14 protein-coding genes are annotated in these 21,397 nt (G+C 36.5%); 2 read left to right on the forward strand and 12 right to left on the reverse strand.

Annotated features, from left to right (window positions below; translation table 11 throughout):
• Positions 1–65 precede the first annotated feature (65 nt).
• Positions 66–1,595 carry an aldehyde dehydrogenase family protein gene (locus KIK00_RS09435; protein WP_047378604.1) on the reverse strand — a complete coding sequence of 510 codons (1,530 nt, stop codon included), beginning with the start codon at positions 1,593–1,595 and terminating at the stop codon, positions 66–68.
• Between the two features lie 183 nt (positions 1,596–1,778).
• Between KIK00_RS09435 and KIK00_RS09440 the strand changes: the two genes are divergently transcribed.
• Entirely contained in the window at positions 1,779–2,702 is a 924-nt protein-coding gene (locus KIK00_RS09440; protein ID WP_255816300.1) for a helix-turn-helix domain-containing protein, read from the forward strand.
• Positions 2,703–2,776: 74 nt separating this feature from the next.
• Here the strand turns inward: KIK00_RS09440 and KIK00_RS09445 are convergent, their stop codons facing one another.
• The 11 genes from KIK00_RS09445 to KIK00_RS09495 form a co-directional block, all read right to left on the reverse strand.
• Positions 2,777–4,456 (reverse strand): RagB/SusD family nutrient uptake outer membrane protein, encoded by a 1,680-nt coding sequence (locus tag KIK00_RS09445; RefSeq protein ID WP_255816301.1) that lies wholly within the window; start codon positions 4,454–4,456, stop codon positions 2,777–2,779.
• A 12-nt stretch (positions 4,457–4,468) separates the two neighbouring features.
• Positions 4,469–7,321, reverse strand: a complete 2,853-nt coding sequence (locus tag KIK00_RS09450; RefSeq protein ID WP_255816302.1) for a SusC/RagA family TonB-linked outer membrane protein — start codon at positions 7,319–7,321, stop codon at positions 4,469–4,471.
• 622 nt (positions 7,322–7,943) lie between these two features.
• Positions 7,944–9,272, reverse strand: a complete 1,329-nt coding sequence (locus KIK00_RS09455; protein WP_255816303.1) for a hydroxymethylglutaryl-CoA synthase family protein — start codon at positions 9,270–9,272, stop codon at positions 7,944–7,946.
• A 167-nt stretch (positions 9,273–9,439) separates the two neighbouring features.
• Entirely contained in the window at positions 9,440–11,950 is a 2,511-nt protein-coding gene (locus KIK00_RS09460) for a M1 family metallopeptidase (protein ID WP_255816304.1), read from the reverse strand.
• Positions 11,951–11,974: 24 nt separating this feature from the next.
• Complete coding sequence (locus KIK00_RS09465; protein WP_255816305.1) at positions 11,975–12,193, reverse strand: hypothetical protein; 219 nt, start codon at positions 12,191–12,193, stop codon at positions 11,975–11,977.
• A 262-nt stretch (positions 12,194–12,455) separates the two neighbouring features.
• Entirely contained in the window at positions 12,456–13,250 is a 795-nt protein-coding gene (locus KIK00_RS09470; RefSeq protein WP_047378610.1) for a thymidylate synthase, read from the reverse strand.
• Positions 13,251–13,385: 135 nt separating this feature from the next.
• Positions 13,386–13,826 (reverse strand): hypothetical protein, encoded by a 441-nt coding sequence (locus KIK00_RS09475; RefSeq protein WP_255816306.1) that lies wholly within the window; start codon positions 13,824–13,826, stop codon positions 13,386–13,388.
• A gap of 149 nt (positions 13,827–13,975) precedes the next feature.
• Entirely contained in the window at positions 13,976–15,325 is a 1,350-nt protein-coding gene (locus tag KIK00_RS09480) for an alpha-amylase family glycosyl hydrolase (protein ID WP_255816307.1), read from the reverse strand.
• 435 nt (positions 15,326–15,760) lie between these two features.
• A complete protein-coding gene (locus KIK00_RS09485; RefSeq protein ID WP_255816308.1) occupies positions 15,761–16,357 on the reverse strand; it encodes a plasmid pRiA4b ORF-3 family protein in 597 nt (198 codons plus the stop codon).
• A gap of 135 nt (positions 16,358–16,492) precedes the next feature.
• Complete coding sequence (locus tag KIK00_RS09490) at positions 16,493–17,524, reverse strand: cell wall metabolism sensor histidine kinase WalK (protein WP_255816309.1); 1,032 nt, start codon at positions 17,522–17,524, stop codon at positions 16,493–16,495.
• A gap of 48 nt (positions 17,525–17,572) precedes the next feature.
• Positions 17,573–18,247: a response regulator gene (locus tag KIK00_RS09495; protein WP_002977493.1), complete on the reverse strand. Its 675-nt coding sequence runs from the start codon at positions 18,245–18,247 to the stop codon at positions 17,573–17,575.
• Between the two features lie 324 nt (positions 18,248–18,571).
• Between KIK00_RS09495 and KIK00_RS09500 the strand changes: the two genes are divergently transcribed.
• Positions 18,572–21,361, forward strand: a complete 2,790-nt coding sequence (locus KIK00_RS09500; RefSeq protein ID WP_255816310.1) for a TonB-dependent receptor domain-containing protein — start codon at positions 18,572–18,574, stop codon at positions 21,359–21,361.
• Positions 21,362–21,397: the final 36 nt, after the last annotated feature.

Here is a 21,397-nt window from a genome sequence, read left to right on the forward strand (position 1 = left end):
CCCTGCATAGCCCGACCGTTTTGCCCTGGATAAAGCCAAGGCAATCGGGCACGTCCTAAATAATATTAAAAGAAACCTAACTTATTCTTGTTATAAGAAATCAGCATGTTTTTGGTTTGACGGTAATGGTCGAGCATCATTTTATGATTTTCTCTTCCGATTCCTGATTGCTTGTAGCCCCCGAAAGGTGCTCCGGCAGGGTAAGAGTGATATTGGTTCACCCACACTCTTCCCGCTTCTATCTGACGAGGAATATTGTACAGCTGGTGTGCATCTCTTGTCCAGACTCCTGCACCAAGTCCATAGATAGTATCATTGGCAATTTTTACTGCATCTTCTTCATCTTTGAAGGTAGTAAATGCCAGTACCGGACCGAAAATTTCTTCCTGAAAGATTCTCATTCTGTTATTTCCTTTGAAAATAGTCGGCTGAATGTAGTATCCGTCTTCCAGATCTTCTCCAAGATGGTTAACTTCTCCTCCTACCAGAACTTCAGCTCCTTCTTCTATTCCCAACTGGATATAGGATAGGATTTTATCTTTCTGAATCTTTGAAGCCTGCGCTCCCATCATCACGGTTTTGTCCAGTGGATTTCCTACTTTAATGGCTTTTACTCTTTCAATCACCTTTTCAATAAAGGCATCTGCAATATCTTCCTGAACGAGTAATCTTGAAGGGCATGTACAAATTTCTCCCTGGTTAAGGGCAAAAAGTACAGCTCCTTCTATTGCTTTATCTAAAAACTCATCATCAGCATCCATTACAGAGTTAAAGAAAACGTTTGGTGATTTCCCTCCCAATTCAAGGGTTACCGGAATTATGTTTTCAGTTGCGTACTGCATTACCATGCGCCCTGTAGCAGTAGAACCGGTAAATGCTGCTTTTGCTACTTTTGGATTGGTTACCAAGGCTCTTCCAAGTTCTGCACCAAATCCATTAACAATATTGATAACGCCTGCGGGCAAAAGATCTCCAATAAGCTCCATCAAAACCATGATAGAAACAGGAGTACTTTCTGCAGGTTTCAAAACCACACAGTTTCCTGCTGCCAATGCCGGAGCCAGTTTCCAGACAGCCATAAGTATCGGGAAATTCCATGGGATGATTTGCGCGATTACTCCCAGAGGTTCGTGAACGATCAGAGATACGGTATCTTTATCCAGTTCGTTATGAGATCCTTCGTCAGCACGAATCACGGAAGCAAAGTATCTGAAGTGATCAATTGCTAAAGGTAAATCTGCCGCCAGTGTTTCTCTCACTGCTTTACCATTATCAATGGTTTCTACTGTCGCCAGATATTCTAAATTCTGTTCTATTCTGTCTGCAATTTTGTTCAGGATAATGCTTCTTTCTGTAGAGGAAGTATTTTTCCAGGTACGGAATGCTTTTTCTGCTGCATCTACGGCCAGCTCCAAATCTTCTTTGGAGGAATGGGCAACCTGGGTAAAGTTTTTCCCATCCACGGGAGAGACTACATCAAAATACTGTCCTTTAACAGGTGGTGTGAATTTCCCGTCAATATAGTTATCATATCTGCTTTTAAACTCCGGGCGCTGTAAAAGCGTCGCTGATCTTGGTTCTGTAATAGTGCTCATATTAGTCTTGTTTTTATTTTTTCGATAAAGCCAAATTACACTGAGATGTCCAAAAGAGTATAGCACAATCCTATAAAAAAAGTGTAAAATAATGCAAAGGGTTCAATTTTAGTATTTTATTAACAGCAACGTACTCTCAAATTCTCTATATTTGAGTTACCTCCTTTTCAAAAAAATTTAGAAATGAATAACAATAGTAAGATTTTATTAAATACTCCTGAATTACGTAAGGAAAGCCAACTATTGAGTCTTGTTGAAAACCAGACGAAATTCAATCTAAACAATTGTGAATTCAGTATTTACGAGACTCATAAGACTGCTTTTGATGTAAAACTTCATTTTGAAAACATTGCATTTACAGCAATGCTGAGAGGTAAGAAACATATGAAGCTGGATAATAAGACCAATTATTTTGATTATTACCCGGGAGAAAGTATTCTGGTAGCTCCTGGGGAAACAATGGTTATTGATTTTCCTGAGGCTGATGAAACACCTACCCAATGTATTTCTTTGAGCCTTAATCCTGATTTTATAGAAGATTCTCTTAATTATCTCAATTATCATCTTCCCAAAGTGGATGAAACTTCACAATGGAACATTCAGCTGGATGAATATTTTCTGTTTAACAATAAAGCGCTTGCTTCTGCCACCAACAATATTATGAGAATTGCTATGGATGATAATTCTCAAAAGGATATCATGGCTGATTTTGCATTGAAAGAGCTTCTGATAAGACTGATGCAGACGCAGGCAAGAAGCATGGTAGAAAAAAATATTGTTAAAAATAAATCCAGAATAGGCTTTGTTGTGGATTATATTAAAAGAAATCTGCATCAGAAACTATCCATTGACAGTATTGCTAAACTGGCTTATGTAAGTAAATCCAATTTCTTTAAAATGTTCAAAGATGAGCTGGGAACTTCCCCGAATGATTTTATTCTTCAGGAAAGAATCACCCGTGCGAAAGAACTATTAGCCAGCCAGACGAGCATTAAGGAAACTGCTTTTCAGACCGGGTTTTCAGATACAAACTATTTCACGAGAGTATTTAAACAACTGGAAGGAGTAACTCCAAAAAGTTATCAGGACAGAATGGTTCTGAGATAATCTATTTACAAATTTCTATAAAAAAAGAGCCCCATTACTGGGACTCTCCTTAAAAAATATATTAAAATTAAATCTTAATACTTGTCATTCTGCTTAACGTTCGGGTTAGCAGAGATTTCTCTAATTGGAATAGGTAATGTATATCTGTAATCACCATTCGGAAGGTTTTTCACATCAATAATATCATCCGTAGAGTTTCTGTCCATAGATACATTAGCTGCTACAGCAAGTCTCTTAAGGTCGATGAAACGGTGCCCTTCAAGTGCTAATTCCACTCTACGCTCTTTCAAGATATCAGCATAAGCTGCTTGTGTGCTTGAATAAGTAGGCGTTGTTGCTGCTCCCTGGAAGTTTCTTGCTTCCCTTACTTGCTGAATTTTATCATGAGCGGCTGTAAGATTTCCTGCTGCTACCTCAGCTTCAGCTATAATAAAGTACATTTCTGATAATCTGAAAACTTTTACATCATTTCTAGTAGCTGTACTTGTTTTACCAGGATATTTGTCAATAACCAACCCATCAGTTCTTGTATTTCCAGCTGTTGCAGAAGCATAATCTGGATTTGGTTTTGATGAAGGATCTACGTAAGCATATTTTCTGATATCTCCTGGAGTATTTTTAAATATGTTATATAAGTTTCTTCCCCAGAACCACATTGGCGCTCCGGTAAGGTTAGACTGGTTTGTATTCCATTTTCCTCCAATAGCAGCACCTGCTCCTAATGGAAGTCTGTTAAGAGAGAAAATAGTTTCTCCATTCTCAGTATCCGCCCACATTCTTCTATATGGATTGAAAGAACCTCCTGCGATACCATTTCCATTGCTCTCATCAGTTCCTCCATAGAATGCAATTTTCCACTTAGAAGTAGGATCTTCAGTGAAAGGTCCGGATTGGAACACAGAACCATCAGCTTCAGTTACAGGAACTGCTGCATTGTTACCTGTGATTGGTGATGCAACTGTAAGGGAAAGACCAGAACCGTTGATTACTAATTCTGCATTTTGCTTAGCTAGCGCCATTTCCCCTCTGTAAAGGTTAAAACGAGCAGCAAGGGCGTTTACAAAATTCTTATCTACCTTATATCTTCTTGGAGTTGTAGAGTTTCCTAAGATACTTCTTGCATAATCTAAATCAGCATTGATGAAGTCATAAACATCCTGATTTTTCGCTCTTGGCAATTGCGCTTCTGTAGAAGGAACATCCTTCAAAAGAATAACTCCCAAAGCATTAGGATTCTTCATATCACTAGAGAAATAAGCTTCTAGCTGTACATAGCAATACGCTCTGATTGCTCTAGCCTGTGCAAGAATAGCATTGTATGTATTCTTCTCATCAACGGAAGTAGGTGTAATTCTCTTTGCTCCTTCAAGAAGTCTGTTAACTCTGTTGATTACTTTATAGTTATTCATCCAGATTCCATCACTAGCAACTGTACCTACTGTACCTCCTGTAATAACAGGGCTAGACGGATCAAGGAAATGTCTGTGTAGAGTATATTCCTGTCCTCCACTACCAGATCCTGGTTTTACTTCGTCTGTAAATACTGCTGTGAAATAGATCTCATCAATTGGGTCTAACTGAGCGTATACAGACCCGTTTAAAACTTCATTAAGGTTCGCAACACTTGTATACAGGTCTTGCTCCTGTAATTCTCCTGCCTGCTTTATATCAAGTGCATCCTGGCAGCTGTTCAGCGTAAATGCTGCAGATGATAGGGTTGCTACAACTAATATCGTATTTATAATTCTTTTCATAATTTTTCTCTATTAAAAATCAACATTTAAACCTACAGATACGGTTTTAGGGTTAGGGTAAACATTTAGTGAATACGAAGTAATCGGCTCCGGATCAAATCCTTTCCAATCTGTCCAGGTATAAAGGTTTTCTGCCTGAACAAATACTTTGATTCCTTTTACCGGCAGTTTACCTAACTGACTTTTGCTAAAGTTATATCCTACAGAAATATTCTTAAGTCTGATAAAGTCTGATCTGTGTAAGAATCTGTCTGAAGAGCCTAGACTTAGGTTACTTGCTTTTAATGCAGGTATATCAGTATCTCTGTTATCAGGAGTCCAAGCGTTTAATAAGTCAGCCGAAAGGTTTCTTGTAGCAGCTGCACTTGGGTCCATAATCCATGATTGTAAGTTGTCATAGATCCATCCTCCTTGTTGGAAAGAGAATAATGTATCAAGGAACCAACCTTTGTGTTGTAAATTGAATCCGAAACCTCCTGTAAACTTAGCATATCTTGATTTTCCAGTCAACACTCTGTCTGCAGATGTTGGAGCTTCTGTGATGTTTCCGTTTTTGTCAAGGAACTGTAAGTTTCCGTTGTCACGGTTTACACCAACATATGAATATAGCTGATACTGACCAGCAGGTCCTCCGACAGCATTCACTACATCTCCTGCAAGATTTTCACTGTTCATAGAAACAATCTTATTAGAGTTGTATGCACCGTTAACAAAAACAGAGAATCTTGTATTTTCATTTCTGATTACGTTATACTTGATCATCCCTTCAATACCTTTGTTATCAAGAACTCCGTCGTTCCCTCTGATTGAGTAATAACCCGTAACTGATGATTTTTGAAGGTCATTGAACATTCTTGATGTTCTTTTCTGATAGTAATCAACACTACCTTCAACCAATCCTTTATAGTTGAAATCCAATCCGATGTTGCTTTGTTTTACCTGCTCCCACTCTAAGTAAGGGTTTGATAAGTTAACAAAGTTATATCCTAATAAATTCTGGTATCCTGAGAAACCGTTGTAAAGATCAAGGAAGTTGTTAGGAAGAAGCGCTAATGGGTTTTGGTTATCACTAGCAATTCCTAAGTTCTGGTTACCTGTAGTACCGATCGAAGCTCTTAACTTAAGTAATCTGAATCCTGAATTAGCCATGAATTCTTCTTTGTCGATATTCCATCTTGCTGCTACCGACCAGAAAGTCTCCCATCTGTTGGTAGGAAGGAAGCGGTAAGAACCATCTCTTCTTACAACACCACTTACTCCATACTTATCTTTGTAATCATAGTCTGCTGTTGCAAAATATGCTAACGTACCGGCAGTTACTTTTGTAGCACTGTTAGAAGGTCTGTAGATATTGGGTGTATCCGGGTTAAATGGAATATAACCAGTTCCTGCACCGAATTCCCACTGTAATGGGTTCAGACCATTTTGCCTTTGAGTATTTGACGTCACATGAGCCTTAATATAGTCAATATATGCACCAGCACTAATCGTATGATCTCCAAAAGATTTATTGAATGTAATATTCGTAATACTGTTGAAAGTAAGATCTCTTGTTGTTGAGAAATCTTCGAACCCACCGTATGTAGACCCATCTCCTTTAGCAACACTGATAGCAAGGTATCCTAGTGGTGATCTTGCAAAATTTCTTTCGTATTGCTTGTATTCAATACCTGTTCTGTTTCCAACGCTTAAATAATCTGTAATTTTATAGTTTACGTTAGCATTGGCAGAAATACTTAATTCTGTAAATCTGTTTCTGATTCCCCCATTGATATTATCCTGAAGGATCCAGTGTCTGTTATTAGTAGCATCTCCTTTAATAGCATTATACAGCTCCAGTCCGTTTGCATATGGAGAAGGTGCTGCATATGGTAATGAAAGAACACTTCCGAATAAAGGATTCTGAAGTGTATTGTTTGAAATACCTGTATTCGTTTCGTCATCCAGCTGATTTCTTCTGGAATATCCTAACCCCATGATAGCACCGAAAGATAATTTTCCGTCTTTAGACTTACCATTAAGGTTATTTCTCATTGTAAATCTCTTGAAGTCTGTAGATTTTACAGTTCCTTCGCTATCAAGATATCCTAGAGATAAGAAGTTATTAATATTTTCCCCACCACCTGTAATTGAAAGGTTGTGTTGCTGAGAAATACCGATACGGGTAAATTGCTTACTCCAGTCTGTATTGGTACCCCAATTATCAATTTCTTGTTGCGATAAAGTTTTACCTTTACCAGTTTGCAAATTCTTTTGAAGCTGTAAAAGTTGTCTACCGTCTGACATGTTATAATCAGAAGTAGGTAATTTACTGAACGAAGTTAATGCATCGTAAGAAACCTTCAGTCCAGAGTTGAATTTTCCTCCTTTAGTTGTAATTACCACAACCCCATTCGCAGCTCTGTTACCATAGATCGCAGTTGCCTGAGCATCTTTCAGGATACTGAACGTATCGATATCATAAGAGTTCAGGTTTCTGAACTGAGAACCGGAAGTAATTACTCCATCCACAACATACAAAGGATCTGTAGAACCATTAAGGGAACTCGCACCTCTGATTAAAATGTTGAATTTTCCAGAACCTGGAGATCCAGATGCTGAATTCACTACTATCCCGGGAGCGGTACCCTGAATTGAGTTCAGTACCGAGATATTAGGTCTGTTTTCTAAGCTTTCAGAACCAACTGTCACCGAAGATGTGGTAGTTTTAGCTTTAGTAGCAGTCTTGCTATAACCTAAAACAACAACTTCCTCAAGTTTTGTCTCTTTGTCCTTACTGTTCTTAGAGTCCTTTTCCTGAGCTAGTACAGTCTGTCCTGTAAAAAACAGAACACCGACTGTCAAAACGCTTAATTTCACATTCATATTAACAGATTTTAATATATTCAAGGGACAAATATGTCAATAAATATCTGTAACATCAATTCATTAAACTCTGAAAATAGGCTTCCAGAAAGGGCAGATTCACATCCATACTAAAAAAATGATGTAGAATCATTTTAATTGTATTTAAAAAATTAACAAAAAATAAGTCAATTTAAACATTAACGGAATTTTAATAAATTTTAAAATTAAAATCAATTTCAATTCATTTAAAGAAAATGATTGAAAAAATAAACTTAAAATATTATTATTAACGAAAAAAATAAAATAAATCAATTGCTAATTTTTAGAAAAATGGAGAAAAAAACGCCTTATTTTCTTAAATTTTATAAAAAAAATACACCTTTACGAGCAGATAACCCCTGTTTTAAGATAGTCTCGTTGAAATTAAGATTAAAAAACCTTTAATATACTATATTCAGAATTCGGTTAATGCCTGCAAAATTTATATTAATATTTACTGTATTTTTTTAACCGTTTTGCCATTTAACTTAAAAATAATTCAGCCGCAAAAAAGTCAAAAGTTCATACCGTTTTTAACATTGATAAAAAGTAAAGCACCCCAGAAATATGAGGTGCTTGATATTGTACATTCGAGATAATTTTACTTCTGATAACTGTAATATCTGGCTCCGATCAAAACCGGATTTTCAGCTTCAATAGAAATAAGGCCAAAGCCTTTATATTGATTGTTTACAGATTCCTTCAATTGTTTTCTGTGAAGCTTTTCATAAGTCTCAAAATTTACAACAGTTCTTTGGTTCAAACTTTCAAATAAATTCCATTTTTCTACTACTTTTTTCCAGTTCCCAGAAACTTTTCCAGCAAACACTTTTGATTTTGAACCACTTCCATAGCCTACAAAGCCAATTTCCTCTCCTGACAGTTCTTCATTTTCATTAAAAGAAGTTTGTAATGCAGAAAGAAATGCCATAAAGACAGAAGCAGTGTACATATTTCCTATTTCGGAAGAAGCTCTCTGCGTCTTTTCTATTTTATCATTGATTAATTTTAAATAGTCTTCAGATTTTGCAACAGCTTTCTGTTCTTCTGCAGTTTCATAGGAAAGACCATTCTCAAGACTGTAGATTTCAGTAAAAACTCTTTTTCCATGGAAGGCATATGGAAGATGAAAAATAATATATTTCCAGTTTTCATAAGGTTTTTCCTGTCCTGTTATTTCTTTATAATGATTGTAAGCTTCTTTTATTCTGTCCTGATAGCATTGGTTAGAATATTGTCCGTCAAAAACAGGTTCATCCGTAAAAATTTCAATTTTTTCAGGATATGTTTCCGGAGCACCATTCAGGTCTTCTTTATTATAGGTTCTTCTTGGTTTGAAAAAATCAAAGACACTTTCAGAAGCTACTCCCCAGTTATTTTCAATTTCAAGAAGGTCCGGCTGTGAAGAAATCAAAAGAGCTACCGCTCCTCCTCCCTGTGTATATTCACCTGAAGAAGCCAATTCATATTTTGCATAGTCACTGGCAATCACTACTGCTTTTTTATCAGGATTCACCCTTACAAAATCAAGGGCATTATGCAATGCATCTACTCCACCTACACAGGCAAATGTCATATCCAGCACATCACAGTTTCTGAAACATCTTTCTCCAAATGCTTCTTCCAAAACTTTTTCTACCATTTGTACAGCATAGGAAGCTGTAGGTTTTGCTGCGTCCACTGCACTTTCCGTTCCCAGATATACTCTTGCTATTTCCTTAGGATTGATATTATAATCTTGTATAAGCTTCAGTAATGCTTCTGCGGCAAAGGTTGCTGCATCTTCGTGAACATCAGAAAGCCCCATTTTATGAAGACCCAAGCCTTTTTCCAATTTCGCCGGTTCTATTCCTCTTTTTTCTGCTAAATCCTTAATCTCCAAATATAAACCAGGCACATAATAGCCCGCTGCTTCAATTCCAAAACTCATAATTGTCTAAATTTTAAACGAATTTATGAAAGATACTGCAAAAAACAGTGGTAAAAAATGCTGATTTTTATAATATTATTAAAAATCAATCTACTTTATATTATATTTCGACAGATTGGTATTCAGTCATGATAAAAGAAAGCCGGCAGATTTGCCGGCTTTCTTTATTATTTATAGTTTTCAATTGCTTTATTGATCACATCAATCTGCTTATTAATACTTGCAGCATTTTGTGGATTCTGTTTCAGCAGTTCCATTTTTTTGCTTAAGCCATCTTTCAGCATCTGAACAATCATCATTTTAGCCTGTGGATTGCCTGCCATCTGATTCTTGGCATACCCTGCTATTTTTGTAATGCTTTCCGTTGCTTTCAGATTATCGGAAGTCATAATCCAGTTGAAACCATCTTCTGCTGCTTTTCCTAATTCCGGATTCTGGAATTTAATGAATGGATAAAAAGTAGCAAGAGGGGCAATATTCTCTATCTGAGAAGTAATTTTGTTCTTTACAATAATCGGAAGCAACTGAGCCTGCAGGGCATCTGATGCTCCTTTCATATCAATTTTATCAGCCAGGCTATTTGCTCTTGACGGATCAATAGAAAGAAGTGCACTCATTGAGCTCCCTTTTACAGCATTTGAAACAGTACCTATCCCTTTTTCAAATAATGGAAGGTATTTTTTGTCTTTTGTTTTTCCTAAAGCAGTAATAGCCGCCGCCTGCGTTAATGTTTTAGGATCATTGGAAGCCAGTTTTTCGACTTCAGTACCTAGCGCCTTCATTTGTTCAGGATTGGTAAGATCTATTAAATTCAAAGCTTTTATTCTTACTCTGAAGAAAGGGTCTTTCAATGCCGCCACCAATAATTTTACAGCAGCAGGGCTTTTTCCAGCCTGATCTTTGATTCCGGTTAAAGCCAGATATCTGCTTTTAAACTCTTTAGAGTTTGTAAACTGCATCAGGTTTTGTTCAGGAGTTTTGGTCTCAGTAATATCTGCCAGTAAAACTCCGTCTGCATTGATATTAACCAGGTCAGGGGTCTTGGAAACATCAAAGCTAAATGTATTTTTTGCCTCTGCATTTACCCAGACATTGTATCTTTTAGGTTTTCCGTTGTCATATACATCTATAGCCAGAGGAAATTCAAATGGTTTTTCCTGAGTTTGAGCAATAGTTACCGCCACCTGTTTTTTTACAGGTTCAAATGTAAATGAGTAATTAATTTTCGGGTTTCCGCTTCCAAAATACCATTGATTGAAGAACCAGTTTAAGTCTTTCCCTGATACTTTTTCAAAAGATAGCCTCAACTGATGAGCTTCTGCATTCTGGTATTCGTTAGTTTTCAGGTAATCATTCATTCCGGCAAAGAAGGCATCATCTCCGAGGTAGTTTCTCAGCATATTCAAAATTCCTCCTCCTTTCTGATACGTTACCAGATCAAAAACATCTTCACGGGATTCATAATTGAACCTAACCAAATTTTTATTAAAATCGGACGGGTTGTGAAGGTAGTTATTCACATCGGTCATCAGGTGATAATCTGCCTGATCTTTTCCATATTTATATTCATTCCAAAGGTATTCGGAATAATTGGCGAAGGATTCGTTGACTGTAAGATTACTCCAGCTTTCTGCTGTAACCAGATCTCCAAACCAGTGATGGAACAATTCGTGAGCAATGGTATCTTCCCATGTATTTTCGTCAATAAGCTGGCCCGGTTTCTGAAGAATATCACTTCCATGAAGGGTTGCCGTGGTATTTTCCATTGCTCCACTTACATAATCTCTTCCGGAAATCTGAGCATATTTTGCCCATGGATAATCATAGTTCAGTTTTTTGGAGAAAAAGTCGATCATTTCCGGAGTATTTCCATAGATCTGCTTAGCGTAAGGTTCGTATTCTTTTTCGATATAATAATCAACCGGAATATTTTTCCATTTGTCTTTTACAATGGCATATTCTCCTACCCCCATAAAGAAAAGATAGGTGGAGTGTCTTTTATCCATCACCCAGTGATCTGTCCTAAGTCCGTTGGATTCTTTTTTTGATTCTTTCAGAAGGCCATTGGAAAGGGTTACATATTTATCAGGAACTGTCATATAGATTTCCTGTGTTGTCTTTTGGTTGGGTTTATCTATAGTTGGAAACCAAGCGGAAGAAGATTCTGTTTCACCCTGTGTCCAGATTTGTGTAGGCATATCCGGATCTGTTCCCTGAGGATTGATAAAATAAAGTCCTTTTGCATCATTGATCGCCATACTTCCCTGCTGTTTTACCTCATTCGGGCGGGATGTGTATTTGATGTATACTGTATACTCCTGATTTTTCTGGTATGTTTTATCAAGATTGATTTTCAGAACATCATCTTTGTACTCATATTTCAAAGGAGATTTTTTCCCGTTATTATCAAGAGCTACCTCATGAATCAGCATACCTTTTGCATCAAGTGTAAGTTCATTTGCAGCATAAAAATAAGGCGAGGCAGTAAGCCATTCTTCCCCATTCATCTGTTCTTTCTGATAATCGAAATTCACTTTCAGCTTTGTGTGTTTAAGTTCCGTCACCTTGGCAGGAGTAGCCCTGTATACTTTTTCCCTTCCTGAAGTTTCGGTTTGTGCTGATACATTTGCGGAAAATAAAATCCCGAGTATAGCAATTGATAAAATGGCCTTTCTCATCTGTCTACGTTATTATTTTTAGAATTATTTTTTAATGATTATATCGAAAATATCATTGACTAAGGTTTCATAGTCCCCTTTTTGAAGTTGTTCTTTGGTTTTTGCAAAAGCTTTTTTCAGTTCGCTTTCCGGATTTTCGTCATCCACTATTTCTGCTGAAGCGACTCCCTTTAATTGAAATACAGCGTTTTTCAGCGCTTCAATATCTGCGTTTTCTTCAATATTAACTTTTAAATACTTCATGATTTATTTTTAAGCATTTGAAATTTATGATCTGTAACCCAATCATCACTCTTTTTTTTAAAAGGATTAAATGAGTCTGGGTTGTTCTTTCAAATTTAAGAAACAATTGCCAAAAGAAAGTGTGCCTAAGGGTTTATCTCAAGATAATTTGCAGCATAGACTATTTTGCAGGTCATATATAACAAAAGCAATCCTCTCTACTAATGTGTAAATAATAGAAATATATTAATCAAAAAAGATATCAGATAGATATTACAGGATATTAAATGGCCACAGGAGCTTTAATTCCCGGATGCGGATCATAATTTTCCAGGCTGAAGTCTTCAAAATCAAAATCAAAGATATTTTTAACTTCCGGATTCAGTTTCATCGTAGGTAGTGCTCTCGGCTCTCGTCCCAGTTGTCTGTTTACCTGTTCAAAATGATTATTGTAGATATGAACATCTCCAAAACTGTGAACATAATCTCCCACTTCCAGATCACAAACCTGCGCTACCATCATCAAGAGCAATGCATAGCTTGCAATATTGAACGGTACTCCAAGGAAAACATCAGCACTTCTCTGGTACAGCTGTAAGGAAAGTTTACCATCTGCTACATAAAACTGGAACAGGGCATGACAGGGTGCCAAAGCCATATTGGGTATTTCTGCAACGTTCCAGGCGGAAACAATCAGTCTTCTGGAATCCGGATTCTTTTTAATCTGGTCAATGACTTCTGTGATCTGATCTACAACTTTTCCATCTGCACCACTCCAGCTTCTCCATTGTGCTCCGTAAACCGGTCCCAAATCTCCATTTTCATTTGCCCATTCATCCCAGATGCTTACTCCGTTATCTTTAAGGTACTTGATGTTGGTATCTCCTTTCAGGAACCAAAGCAACTCATAAATAATAGATTTCAAATGCACTTTTTTGGTTGTTACCAAAGGAAATCCTTTAGACAGATCATATCTCAGCTGATATCCGAAAACACTTCTTGTTCCAGTGCCCGTTCTATCGGTTTTATCCGTTCCGTTATCTAAAATATGCTGTAAAAGGTCCAGGTAGTTTTGCATTTTGAATGAGATTTTAAGTTCCAAATTTAGTAAAAACCATCAAAAAAAGCACTCATTTTTATGAATGCTTTTTATAGGTCTGATGTCTATTTTCTATTAAACAACTGTATATCTGCAATCTAACATATATTAAAATTACCATATATTTTCAATTGTCTGATGAATGCTATTTACTGTAAATGATTCTCCTGTTTTTTTACCATACATCACTTTTACCAGGGGAGATTCTGCAGATACAGTCATGATTTTCTGATTTTCAAAGACAAGTTCACCCATTGAAGCAGAGATATAGAACAGTCCTTTATTGGTTTTCACCAATGCACCGTTCTGAACTTTTTCAGAAGGATCGGAAGTTATTTTCTGCAATACAGCCTGCTGATTCAAAACTTCGTTAAGCTGTCTCTGCAGATTATTAATTTCCTGCTGAAGCATTTCTCTTCCGGTTTCATATTTGTCCCCCATAGAGCTTTTCGTATCGTTATTGGAAGCCCTTGTTTCTGCGATAAGGTTTTCAAAATACTGAATTTTGTCGGTTATTTTTGCTTTAATTATATTGATTATTTCCTGTTTGTTCATGGTAACACTGGGATTTTTTATTGTGAGTGGTCAACCACCCTGTCAAAATCTATGATTTTGACACCCTCCGGTGGAGGGGAATTAAGTACCTTTAAAGACTAATCGTTAAAATTTTACAGTTTCAGCAGGTGTTTCAAAGGCTTTGCTATTTATTTTTCAAATACGGCATAATCAGAAATTTTGAAGCTGAATTCTTTTCCGTTATTGAAATCTCTTTTGGTTTTATCAAAAATATTCCTGAATGTTCCTGATACATGGTCGTCTTCAATTGAAAAGTTAACAGGTTCTTTTGACATATTCAAAACTACTAATACTTCATCTTTTCCATTTTTCCTTACATAAGCAAGAATTTTATCATTTGCTGTAGTATTCAGAAGGTACGTTGTGACGTTAGCATCTCCACCTCTTAAAGCAGGGTTGAATACTTTTAAATCTAATAATGTTTTATAGAAGTCGGCTGCCTGATAGGTATTGCTCCACTTGATTACATCTTTTTCGAAGAATTCGAGTCTTTTCATATTCGGAAGTTCCTGTCCTGAATAAAGTAACGGAACACCATTCCATGTTGCAGAGAATACTGCCATAGGTTTTGTGATGACTCCATATTTTTCATATTCGGTTCCGTTCCAAGAATTTTCGTCGTGATTTGTAGTAAACCATGCTCTCATTGAATTGTCTCCGATATTTGAATATTGTTTCAGAAGATCTTTTAATTCCTGAAGAGGTTCATTGTTTTTGTAATAGTCGGCAGATTTGTGCATCCATTTCCAGGAATAGCTGGCATCAAAAACTTTCCCATACTCAGGGCTTTCCAACTCATCAAATTCTCCCAGCCAGAAAAGAGGTTTTACTTTTTCTACTTCGGGGCGGGCCTGCACCCAGAAATCTACTTCTACCCATGAAGCAAGGTCACAACGGAAACCATCAATATCAGTTTCCTGTACCCAGAATTTCATGGCATCAATCATTGCTTGACGCATCTCCTGGTTTTTATAGTCAAGTTCAATAATATCATCCATTCCGGAAGCGATATGGAATTTTCCATCTGGATCTTTCAGATAAAATTCAGGATGTGTTTTTGTCCATACATGATCCCAGCCTGTATGATTGGCTACCCAGTCTATAATTACTTTGAATCCCAATCTGTGTGCCTCATTCACCATATCTTTAAAATCCTGCAGCGTTCCGAATTCAGGATTGATGGAAGTATAATCTGCTGCTGCATACGGGCTCCCCATACTACCTTTTTTATTCTGCTGGGCAATTGGTGTGATGGGCATAAACCAAAGGGTTTTTATTCCCATAGATTTCAGACGGGGCATTTCTTTTGCAAATGCTTTGAAAGTTCCTTCCTGAGTATATTGTCTTATGTTTACTTCGTAGATATTTGTATTATGTTTCCAATCTTTTGGCAGTTCTGTCATTTTCCTGGTATTTTTTCGAGTGGTACAGGAAACAATTCCCAGACCAATTACAGCTAACAAAATTAATTTTTTCATTAAACTATTTTTAACAAAAGTAAGGATTGTTTTTTGGGAAAAGGCAAAATTTAAGGACAGATGAACAGACTTTTTGATGGTATCAGGGGATTTTCTTTTTTATTTTAAAATCTTTCAAAAAACTCAACTGTTATGGGGAAACACTATACTGTCTTTTAATATGAACCTCCTTTTATGGTATCAGAATATACTTTCGAGGTTATAAACTCATCCGAATCTATTGATAACCCTTCTTTTGGGGTTCCTCAACCGGAAATTTGGCATCCCGAACCTGTAAGCCGAACCTTAAGACCTTACATGAGCATTTCAAGACCTCAAAATAGACTTCTAAAACCTCAAACGATATATCCTGAACCTCAAATGATGCTGTTTTAACCTCGCACTTTTGCAAAAAAAAGCCCCGGATCAAAATCCAGGGCCAGTATATTGTGTTGACTATCTTTCGTCATCATTGTCATCTTCATCATCAAAGACATCGTCATTGTAGTCGTCTTCTTCCTCATCATCAAAGCTGTCGTCTTCATCAGCAAAGTTTCCTCCTGATCCAAAATCTTCATCGAAACCAAACTCATCATCTGCCAAAGGCATTGCTGATTTCTTTTTAGATCCTCCGGCACTTCCGTTTTTGCTAGGTGCCTTCAACGGAACGTTTCCGAATCTGTATACTGTGATAGGATAATTAACCCCTTTTGTTTCTTCAATTACTTCTACAAGTTCACAGAAGAATTCCCAAAGGTCAAGAAGCCCGTATTGGAACTGTGCCTTGTCGCCTACACTTTCAAAAGCTTCATCAATGTAAACATCTGACATAATCTCACCATCACCATCATCACTCATATCTTCCAATGGGACACTTTTTACAATTGTTCCGTCATCTTCTAACAGATTAAAAGTAGAAAGCTCATCTCCCTGCAGGCTGAATGCACTTTTAATTCCTAAATGTAAGTTCCATAACGTTTGTTTTCCCTTAACTTCGATATCACGGAAAATATCTTCTTTCGCATCTAATATTACGCGGATTTTGTAAACCATATCAGTTTCTTAAATTACTTTTTTTGCCTTTATAATTATGATAAATCTCTGGTGCAAATATATAATAAATGACATGTGACAAAAAAATATTTCAGGATTTTTTAAAATATTTTTTTTCCTTACATTTTGCCGGAATTATTTACTTTTTTCGAGCATAAAACTAAACTTTGTGCCTTCAAGGTACACACTTTCAACGGTAATATTTTCGTTATGTGCTTCAAGAATATGTTTAACAATGGCTAATCCCAGTCCTGAGCCTCCTTCTCTCCTGCTTCTGCTGGTTTCTACACGATAAAATCTTTCGAAAATCCTTGGAAGAATCTCAGACTTGATTCCCATCCCGTTATCTATCACTTCTATCAGCACCTTATTTTTCAGGATACTGGTCTTTACGATCACTTTTGCTTCCTGTCTGTTGGCATAATGAATCGCATTGGAAATAAGATTAATGAAAACCTGGGAAATTTTCTGTTTATCAGCCTCTACAAAAATTTGTGGATGAAGGGTCTGGATCTGTAATGTTGTATTTCTTTTTTCAGCTTCAAGATCAAGCAGATCGAAAATCTCTTTGATCAGAAGATTGACATCAAATTTCGAAACGGTAAGATTGATTTCGCCTGCCTCCAGCCTGTTGATCATATCAAGATCTGTTACAATGGCAATAAGTCTCTCGACAGATTTATCAATTCTTTCCAGGTATTTATCCCGGATAGTAAGATTGTCTACTCCACCGTCTCTTAAGGTTTCTACATATCCCTGGATAGAAAACAAGGGCGTTTTCAGTTCGTGAGACACATTACCTATATATTCTTTACGGTAGCTTTCCATCTCTTTCATCATATCAATTTCTGATATCTGCTGCTGATTGAGATCTGAAAACCTTTCTCCTAATTCTTTGATGGTGATATTTTCGTCATGATTCTGCACTATTTCCTGCGGAAGGAATCCGGAAAGACCTTTTACCTGTTTTCTGCTGTAGTAATTGAAAAGGAGTTCCAGCACTACACAGTTTATCAGAAAGATCAGGATAATACAGATGAAAAGACCCGTTTTGAACAAAGGGGTCTTATAATAGATATCTTTCAGTGAATCGAATACGACTACTAAAAGGAGCATTACCAGTGTCAGCAGACAGGAGGCAACGAGAGTAAGTCTGTAAAATTTCAATTTTACAACGTTTTAATGATTGAACGTAAAGGTAAGATTTCTAAATAATTAAACGATCAGTTTATACCCAATCCCTTTTAATGTCTGAATCGTATTGATTCCTAGTTTTTCTCTCAACCTTCTGATATGTACATCGATCGTTCTTTCACCAACAATCACATCATTCCCCCAAACCTTTTCAAGAATTTCTTCTCTTTTGAAAACCTTTTCAGTATTGGAAGCCAAAAGGTAAAGCAAGTCAAATTCTTTTTTAGGAAGAAGAAATTGCTGTCCGCTTTTGGAAACTCTGAAATTATCTTTGTCGATAACAAGGTCTCCGATTTCGATTAGTTTTGCATTATCAGAAACCTGCGAGGTCAGCTGTAATAATGCATTCACCTTAGAGATAAGGATTTTCGGTTTGATCAGTTTTACAATGTAGTCATTGGCACCCGCCTGAAAACCTGCTAACTGAGAAAATTCTTCGCTTCTTGCAGAAAGAAACACGATAAGTGTTTTTTGAAGTTCTTTCACTTTACGAAGTTCCTGACAGGTTTCTATACCATCTTTTTCAGGCATCATGACATCTAATAAGATAAGGTCCGGAACAATCTCCTTTGCTTTTTCTATACCTTCATTACCATTGGTAGCTGTATAGATATCATACCCTTCCTTTTCCAAATTGTAAGACAGAATCTCTAAAATGTCCAGTTCATCGTCTATTAAAAGAATTTTTTTGCTCATCTTCTAGTTTAAGAATTCCCACAAAATTAATTATTTCAATTGATTTCATCTATCTGCCAAATGTTAACTAATTATTAAAAAAACGCATTGCAGTAGAAAATTATAAAATCAATAAAAAAATTAAATAATAAATACACATAAATCAAATATAAGGAATAATATTTAAAATTAAAACAAAAATTGTAATTATATAAATTAAACATCAATAACTGTAAATTTCATACATCCGTTAATACAAACTTCACAATTAATTAAGATTCTCCTAAAGTTTTCTTAAAAACTTAGCCTTTATTTTGCCCTTGAAAAAGAAGTAAAAGAAGTAAAATGAAAAAACAACTCCACAAGAGCATCATGCTACTTGCCTTGTTTTCTGCTGGCTATGCTTTTGCACAAAGTCAGATTTTGGAAGGTAGGGTATTGGACGAGAAAGATAACACTCCTATAGAAGGGGTAAAGGTAAAAGTAAATGGACAGGAAGTAACGACTGACATTTCCGGATACTACTCTATCAACCTGTCCCCCGGCACCAATTACATTGTAACGGTAAGCTCCAATGGGTATAACAGAAAAGAGATCAGTGAGGTAATTATCAAAAATGAAGGTAATACTCATCTTGATATCGTAATGGACAAGCCCTCTACCAAGGAAAAAGAAATTGAGGGAGTTGTCATAAAATCAAACGCAAGAAAAGAAACCATAGCCTCTACAATCGGTTTACAGAAGAACGCTGGTGTAGTTTCTCAGGTTATCGGAGTTGAAGCTATTAAAAGAAGTCCGGACAGAAACACAGGTGAAGTTCTGAAGAGAGTTTCCGGGGTGAGTTTATCTGAAGGAAAATATATTGTAGTAAGAGGTTTATCAGACCGTTATAACCAGGCAATGCTGAATGGTATTCAGCTATCCAGTACGGAGCCTGACAGAAAGACTTTCTCTTTTGACCTATTCCCGGCTAACGTTATCGAAACCCTTGTCATCAACAAAACTTTCATTCCAGAATATACAGGTGAATGGGGAGGAGCTTTGATTCAAGTAAATACTAAGGATATTCCCAATAAAAATTTCTTCAACGTACAGGTAGGTGTAGGAGGAAACACTGCTACGATGGGACAGGAATTCCATATGCAGAAAGGAGGAAAATGGGACTTTTTAGGAATTGATGACGGTTACAGAAAGCTTCCTACCAATATGCCTGCAAAAAATGCTTTCAGCATTCTGACTGAAGCTCAGAAAACAGAGATTGGTAAAGGATATACAAAGAACTTAGGATACAACAGTATTGGTTATCCTGAAAATATCAGTTTGCAGTTAGACGGAGGTTTCAATACCAAACTATTTGGAAAAGATTTAGGGGTAATTGCTGTTTTAAACTACAGTAACAACAAGAGAAGAACTGAATCTACCAACCGTTTCTTTACCATCAACAACGAACTTGCTGATACCAACTTCGATTATTTTACAGAAAAATACAGCAACGATATTATTTTAGGAGGAATGTTGAACCTAGCTTTAAAGCTGAACAGCAACAATAAAATTTCCTTAAAGAATATCATCACTAATAATACAGTGAACCACATGTCCTTCAGAACAGGAAAGGACTTTGAATTTGATCCGATCAACGGAACAAATATTATGGCAAGGGAAATTGGATTTAAAGAAACTACTTTCTATAATTCTACCCTTACCGGTAACCACAAAATTGATGTTCTTGGCGGCCTTACTGTAAACTGGTACGGAAGCTTCGGAATCCTGGATCAGTATATTCCTTTACTACAGCGTTTGCAGTATAACCAATACACAAACATGACAGGAAGCCCTTATTTAGCATTAATTTCCAATGGTCTTTCTCAAAAATCAGGAAGTGTATTTTATTCTACCCTAAGCGACTATCTGTATAATGCAGGAGGTGATATCTCCAAAACATTTACAATGTTTGGTCAAAAACAAACGATCAAAGGAGGTTATTTATTCCAGGTAAAAGACAGAATATACAACTCAAGACCGTTCTCTGTAAGACTTGAAAAATTCAACCAGGGGTTACTTTCTCAGCCTTTTGAAACTATCTTCAATCCAGGGAACTTTGGAGGTAACGGTGGATTTACATTTGATGAAATTGCAGGAAATCAGTACAGATATATTGCCAACACGATTCTTAACGCAGGATATTTACAGTTTGACAACAACTTTACACCATGGCTAAGAGCTGTTTGGGGATTAAGAGTTGAAAACTTTGACCAATTGGTAGGAAGCACGAAGAAAAGTGACGACCGTTTTGTAAACACCCGTGTTACAGACTTTTTACCTGCTGTAAACTTGACATTCAAGGTAAATCCTAAAATGAACATCCGTGTTGCAGGTTCACAAACTGTTGTAAGACCAGAATTTAGAGAAGTTTCTCCTTTAGCATATTATGATTTTGATCTTGGAGCCACTGTAATCGGTAACAAATCTATTGAAAGAACTAAAATCACGAGTGCCGATGTTCGTTGGGAATATTACCCAAGAAACGGAGAGATTATATCCGTGGCAGGTTTCTATAAAAACTTTAAAAAACCTATCGAATTATACTTCAACCAGTCTGGGGTAGGAACCAGTAATACCTTCAACTACCTTAACGTAGATAAAGCTGATGCTTACGGGGTGGAATTGGAAGTAAGAAAAAAGCTGGATTTTGTAAGTGCTCTTAAAAACTTTACACTGGGTGGAAACGTTGCTTTAATTAAAAACAAAGTAACAGACGAAGCTACTAAGATTGACAGACCAATGCAGGGGCAATCTCCATATACTGTCAACGTAAGTCTTCAGTATGATACTGAAAAATCAGGATGGTCTTCTACAGTATTATTCAACATGATCGGAAGAAGAATCCTTTATGTAGGAAACGATCAGGTACCACCAATCTGGGAAGCACCAAGACCTCTTTTAGATTTCCAGCTTGCTAAAAAAATATGGAGCAATAAAGGAGAAATCAAGCTGAATGTTTCAGATATTCTGAACCGTCGTGCTAAATTCTACCATGACCTGAACGACAACGGTAAGTATGATAACAAGGACGCTCTTGCTATTGAAAGACTTATGGGAACCAATATCAGTTTAACACTGGGATACAATTTTTAATTCACTCAACAAATAATCTAATAAATAATTTAATTC

This window comes from Chryseobacterium sp. MA9 (assembly GCF_024399315.1).
In the GTDB taxonomy this organism is placed as follows: Bacteria; Bacteroidota; Bacteroidia; order Flavobacteriales; family Weeksellaceae; genus Chryseobacterium.

What these genes read in the sequence shown, in the direction of transcription:
- KIK00_RS09445 (WP_255816301.1), bottom strand. Translation starts at nt 4,456, where the DNA reads ATGAAAAGAATTATAAATACGATATTAGTTGTAGCAACCCTATCATCT.
- KIK00_RS09465 (WP_255816305.1), bottom strand. Translation starts at nt 12,193, where the DNA reads ATGAAGTATTTAAAAGTTAATATTGAAGAAAACGCAGATATTGAAGCG.
- KIK00_RS09440 (WP_255816300.1), top strand. Translation starts at nt 1,779, where the DNA reads ATGAATAACAATAGTAAGATTTTATTAAATACTCCTGAATTACGTAAG.
- KIK00_RS09485 (WP_255816308.1), bottom strand. Translation starts at nt 16,357, where the DNA reads ATGGTTTACAAAATCCGCGTAATATTAGATGCGAAAGAAGATATTTTC.
- KIK00_RS09435 (WP_047378604.1), bottom strand. Translation starts at nt 1,595, where the DNA reads ATGAGCACTATTACAGAACCAAGATCAGCGACGCTTTTACAGCGCCCG.
- KIK00_RS09460 (WP_255816304.1), bottom strand. Translation starts at nt 11,950, where the DNA reads ATGAGAAAGGCCATTTTATCAATTGCTATACTCGGGATTTTATTTTCC.
- KIK00_RS09470 (WP_047378610.1), bottom strand. Translation starts at nt 13,250, where the DNA reads ATGCAAAACTACCTGGACCTTTTACAGCATATTTTAGATAACGGAACG.
- KIK00_RS09450 (WP_255816302.1), bottom strand. Translation starts at nt 7,321, where the DNA reads ATGAATGTGAAATTAAGCGTTTTGACAGTCGGTGTTCTGTTTTTTACA.
- KIK00_RS09480 (WP_255816307.1), bottom strand. Translation starts at nt 15,325, where the DNA reads ATGAAAAAATTAATTTTGTTAGCTGTAATTGGTCTGGGAATTGTTTCC.
- KIK00_RS09495 (WP_002977493.1), bottom strand. Translation starts at nt 18,247, where the DNA reads ATGAGCAAAAAAATTCTTTTAATAGACGATGAACTGGACATTTTAGAG.
- KIK00_RS09500 (WP_255816310.1), top strand. Translation starts at nt 18,572, where the DNA reads ATGAAAAAACAACTCCACAAGAGCATCATGCTACTTGCCTTGTTTTCT.
- KIK00_RS09455 (WP_255816303.1), bottom strand. Translation starts at nt 9,272, where the DNA reads ATGAGTTTTGGAATTGAAGCAGCGGGCTATTATGTGCCTGGTTTATAT.
- KIK00_RS09475 (WP_255816306.1), bottom strand. Translation starts at nt 13,826, where the DNA reads ATGAACAAACAGGAAATAATCAATATAATTAAAGCAAAAATAACCGAC.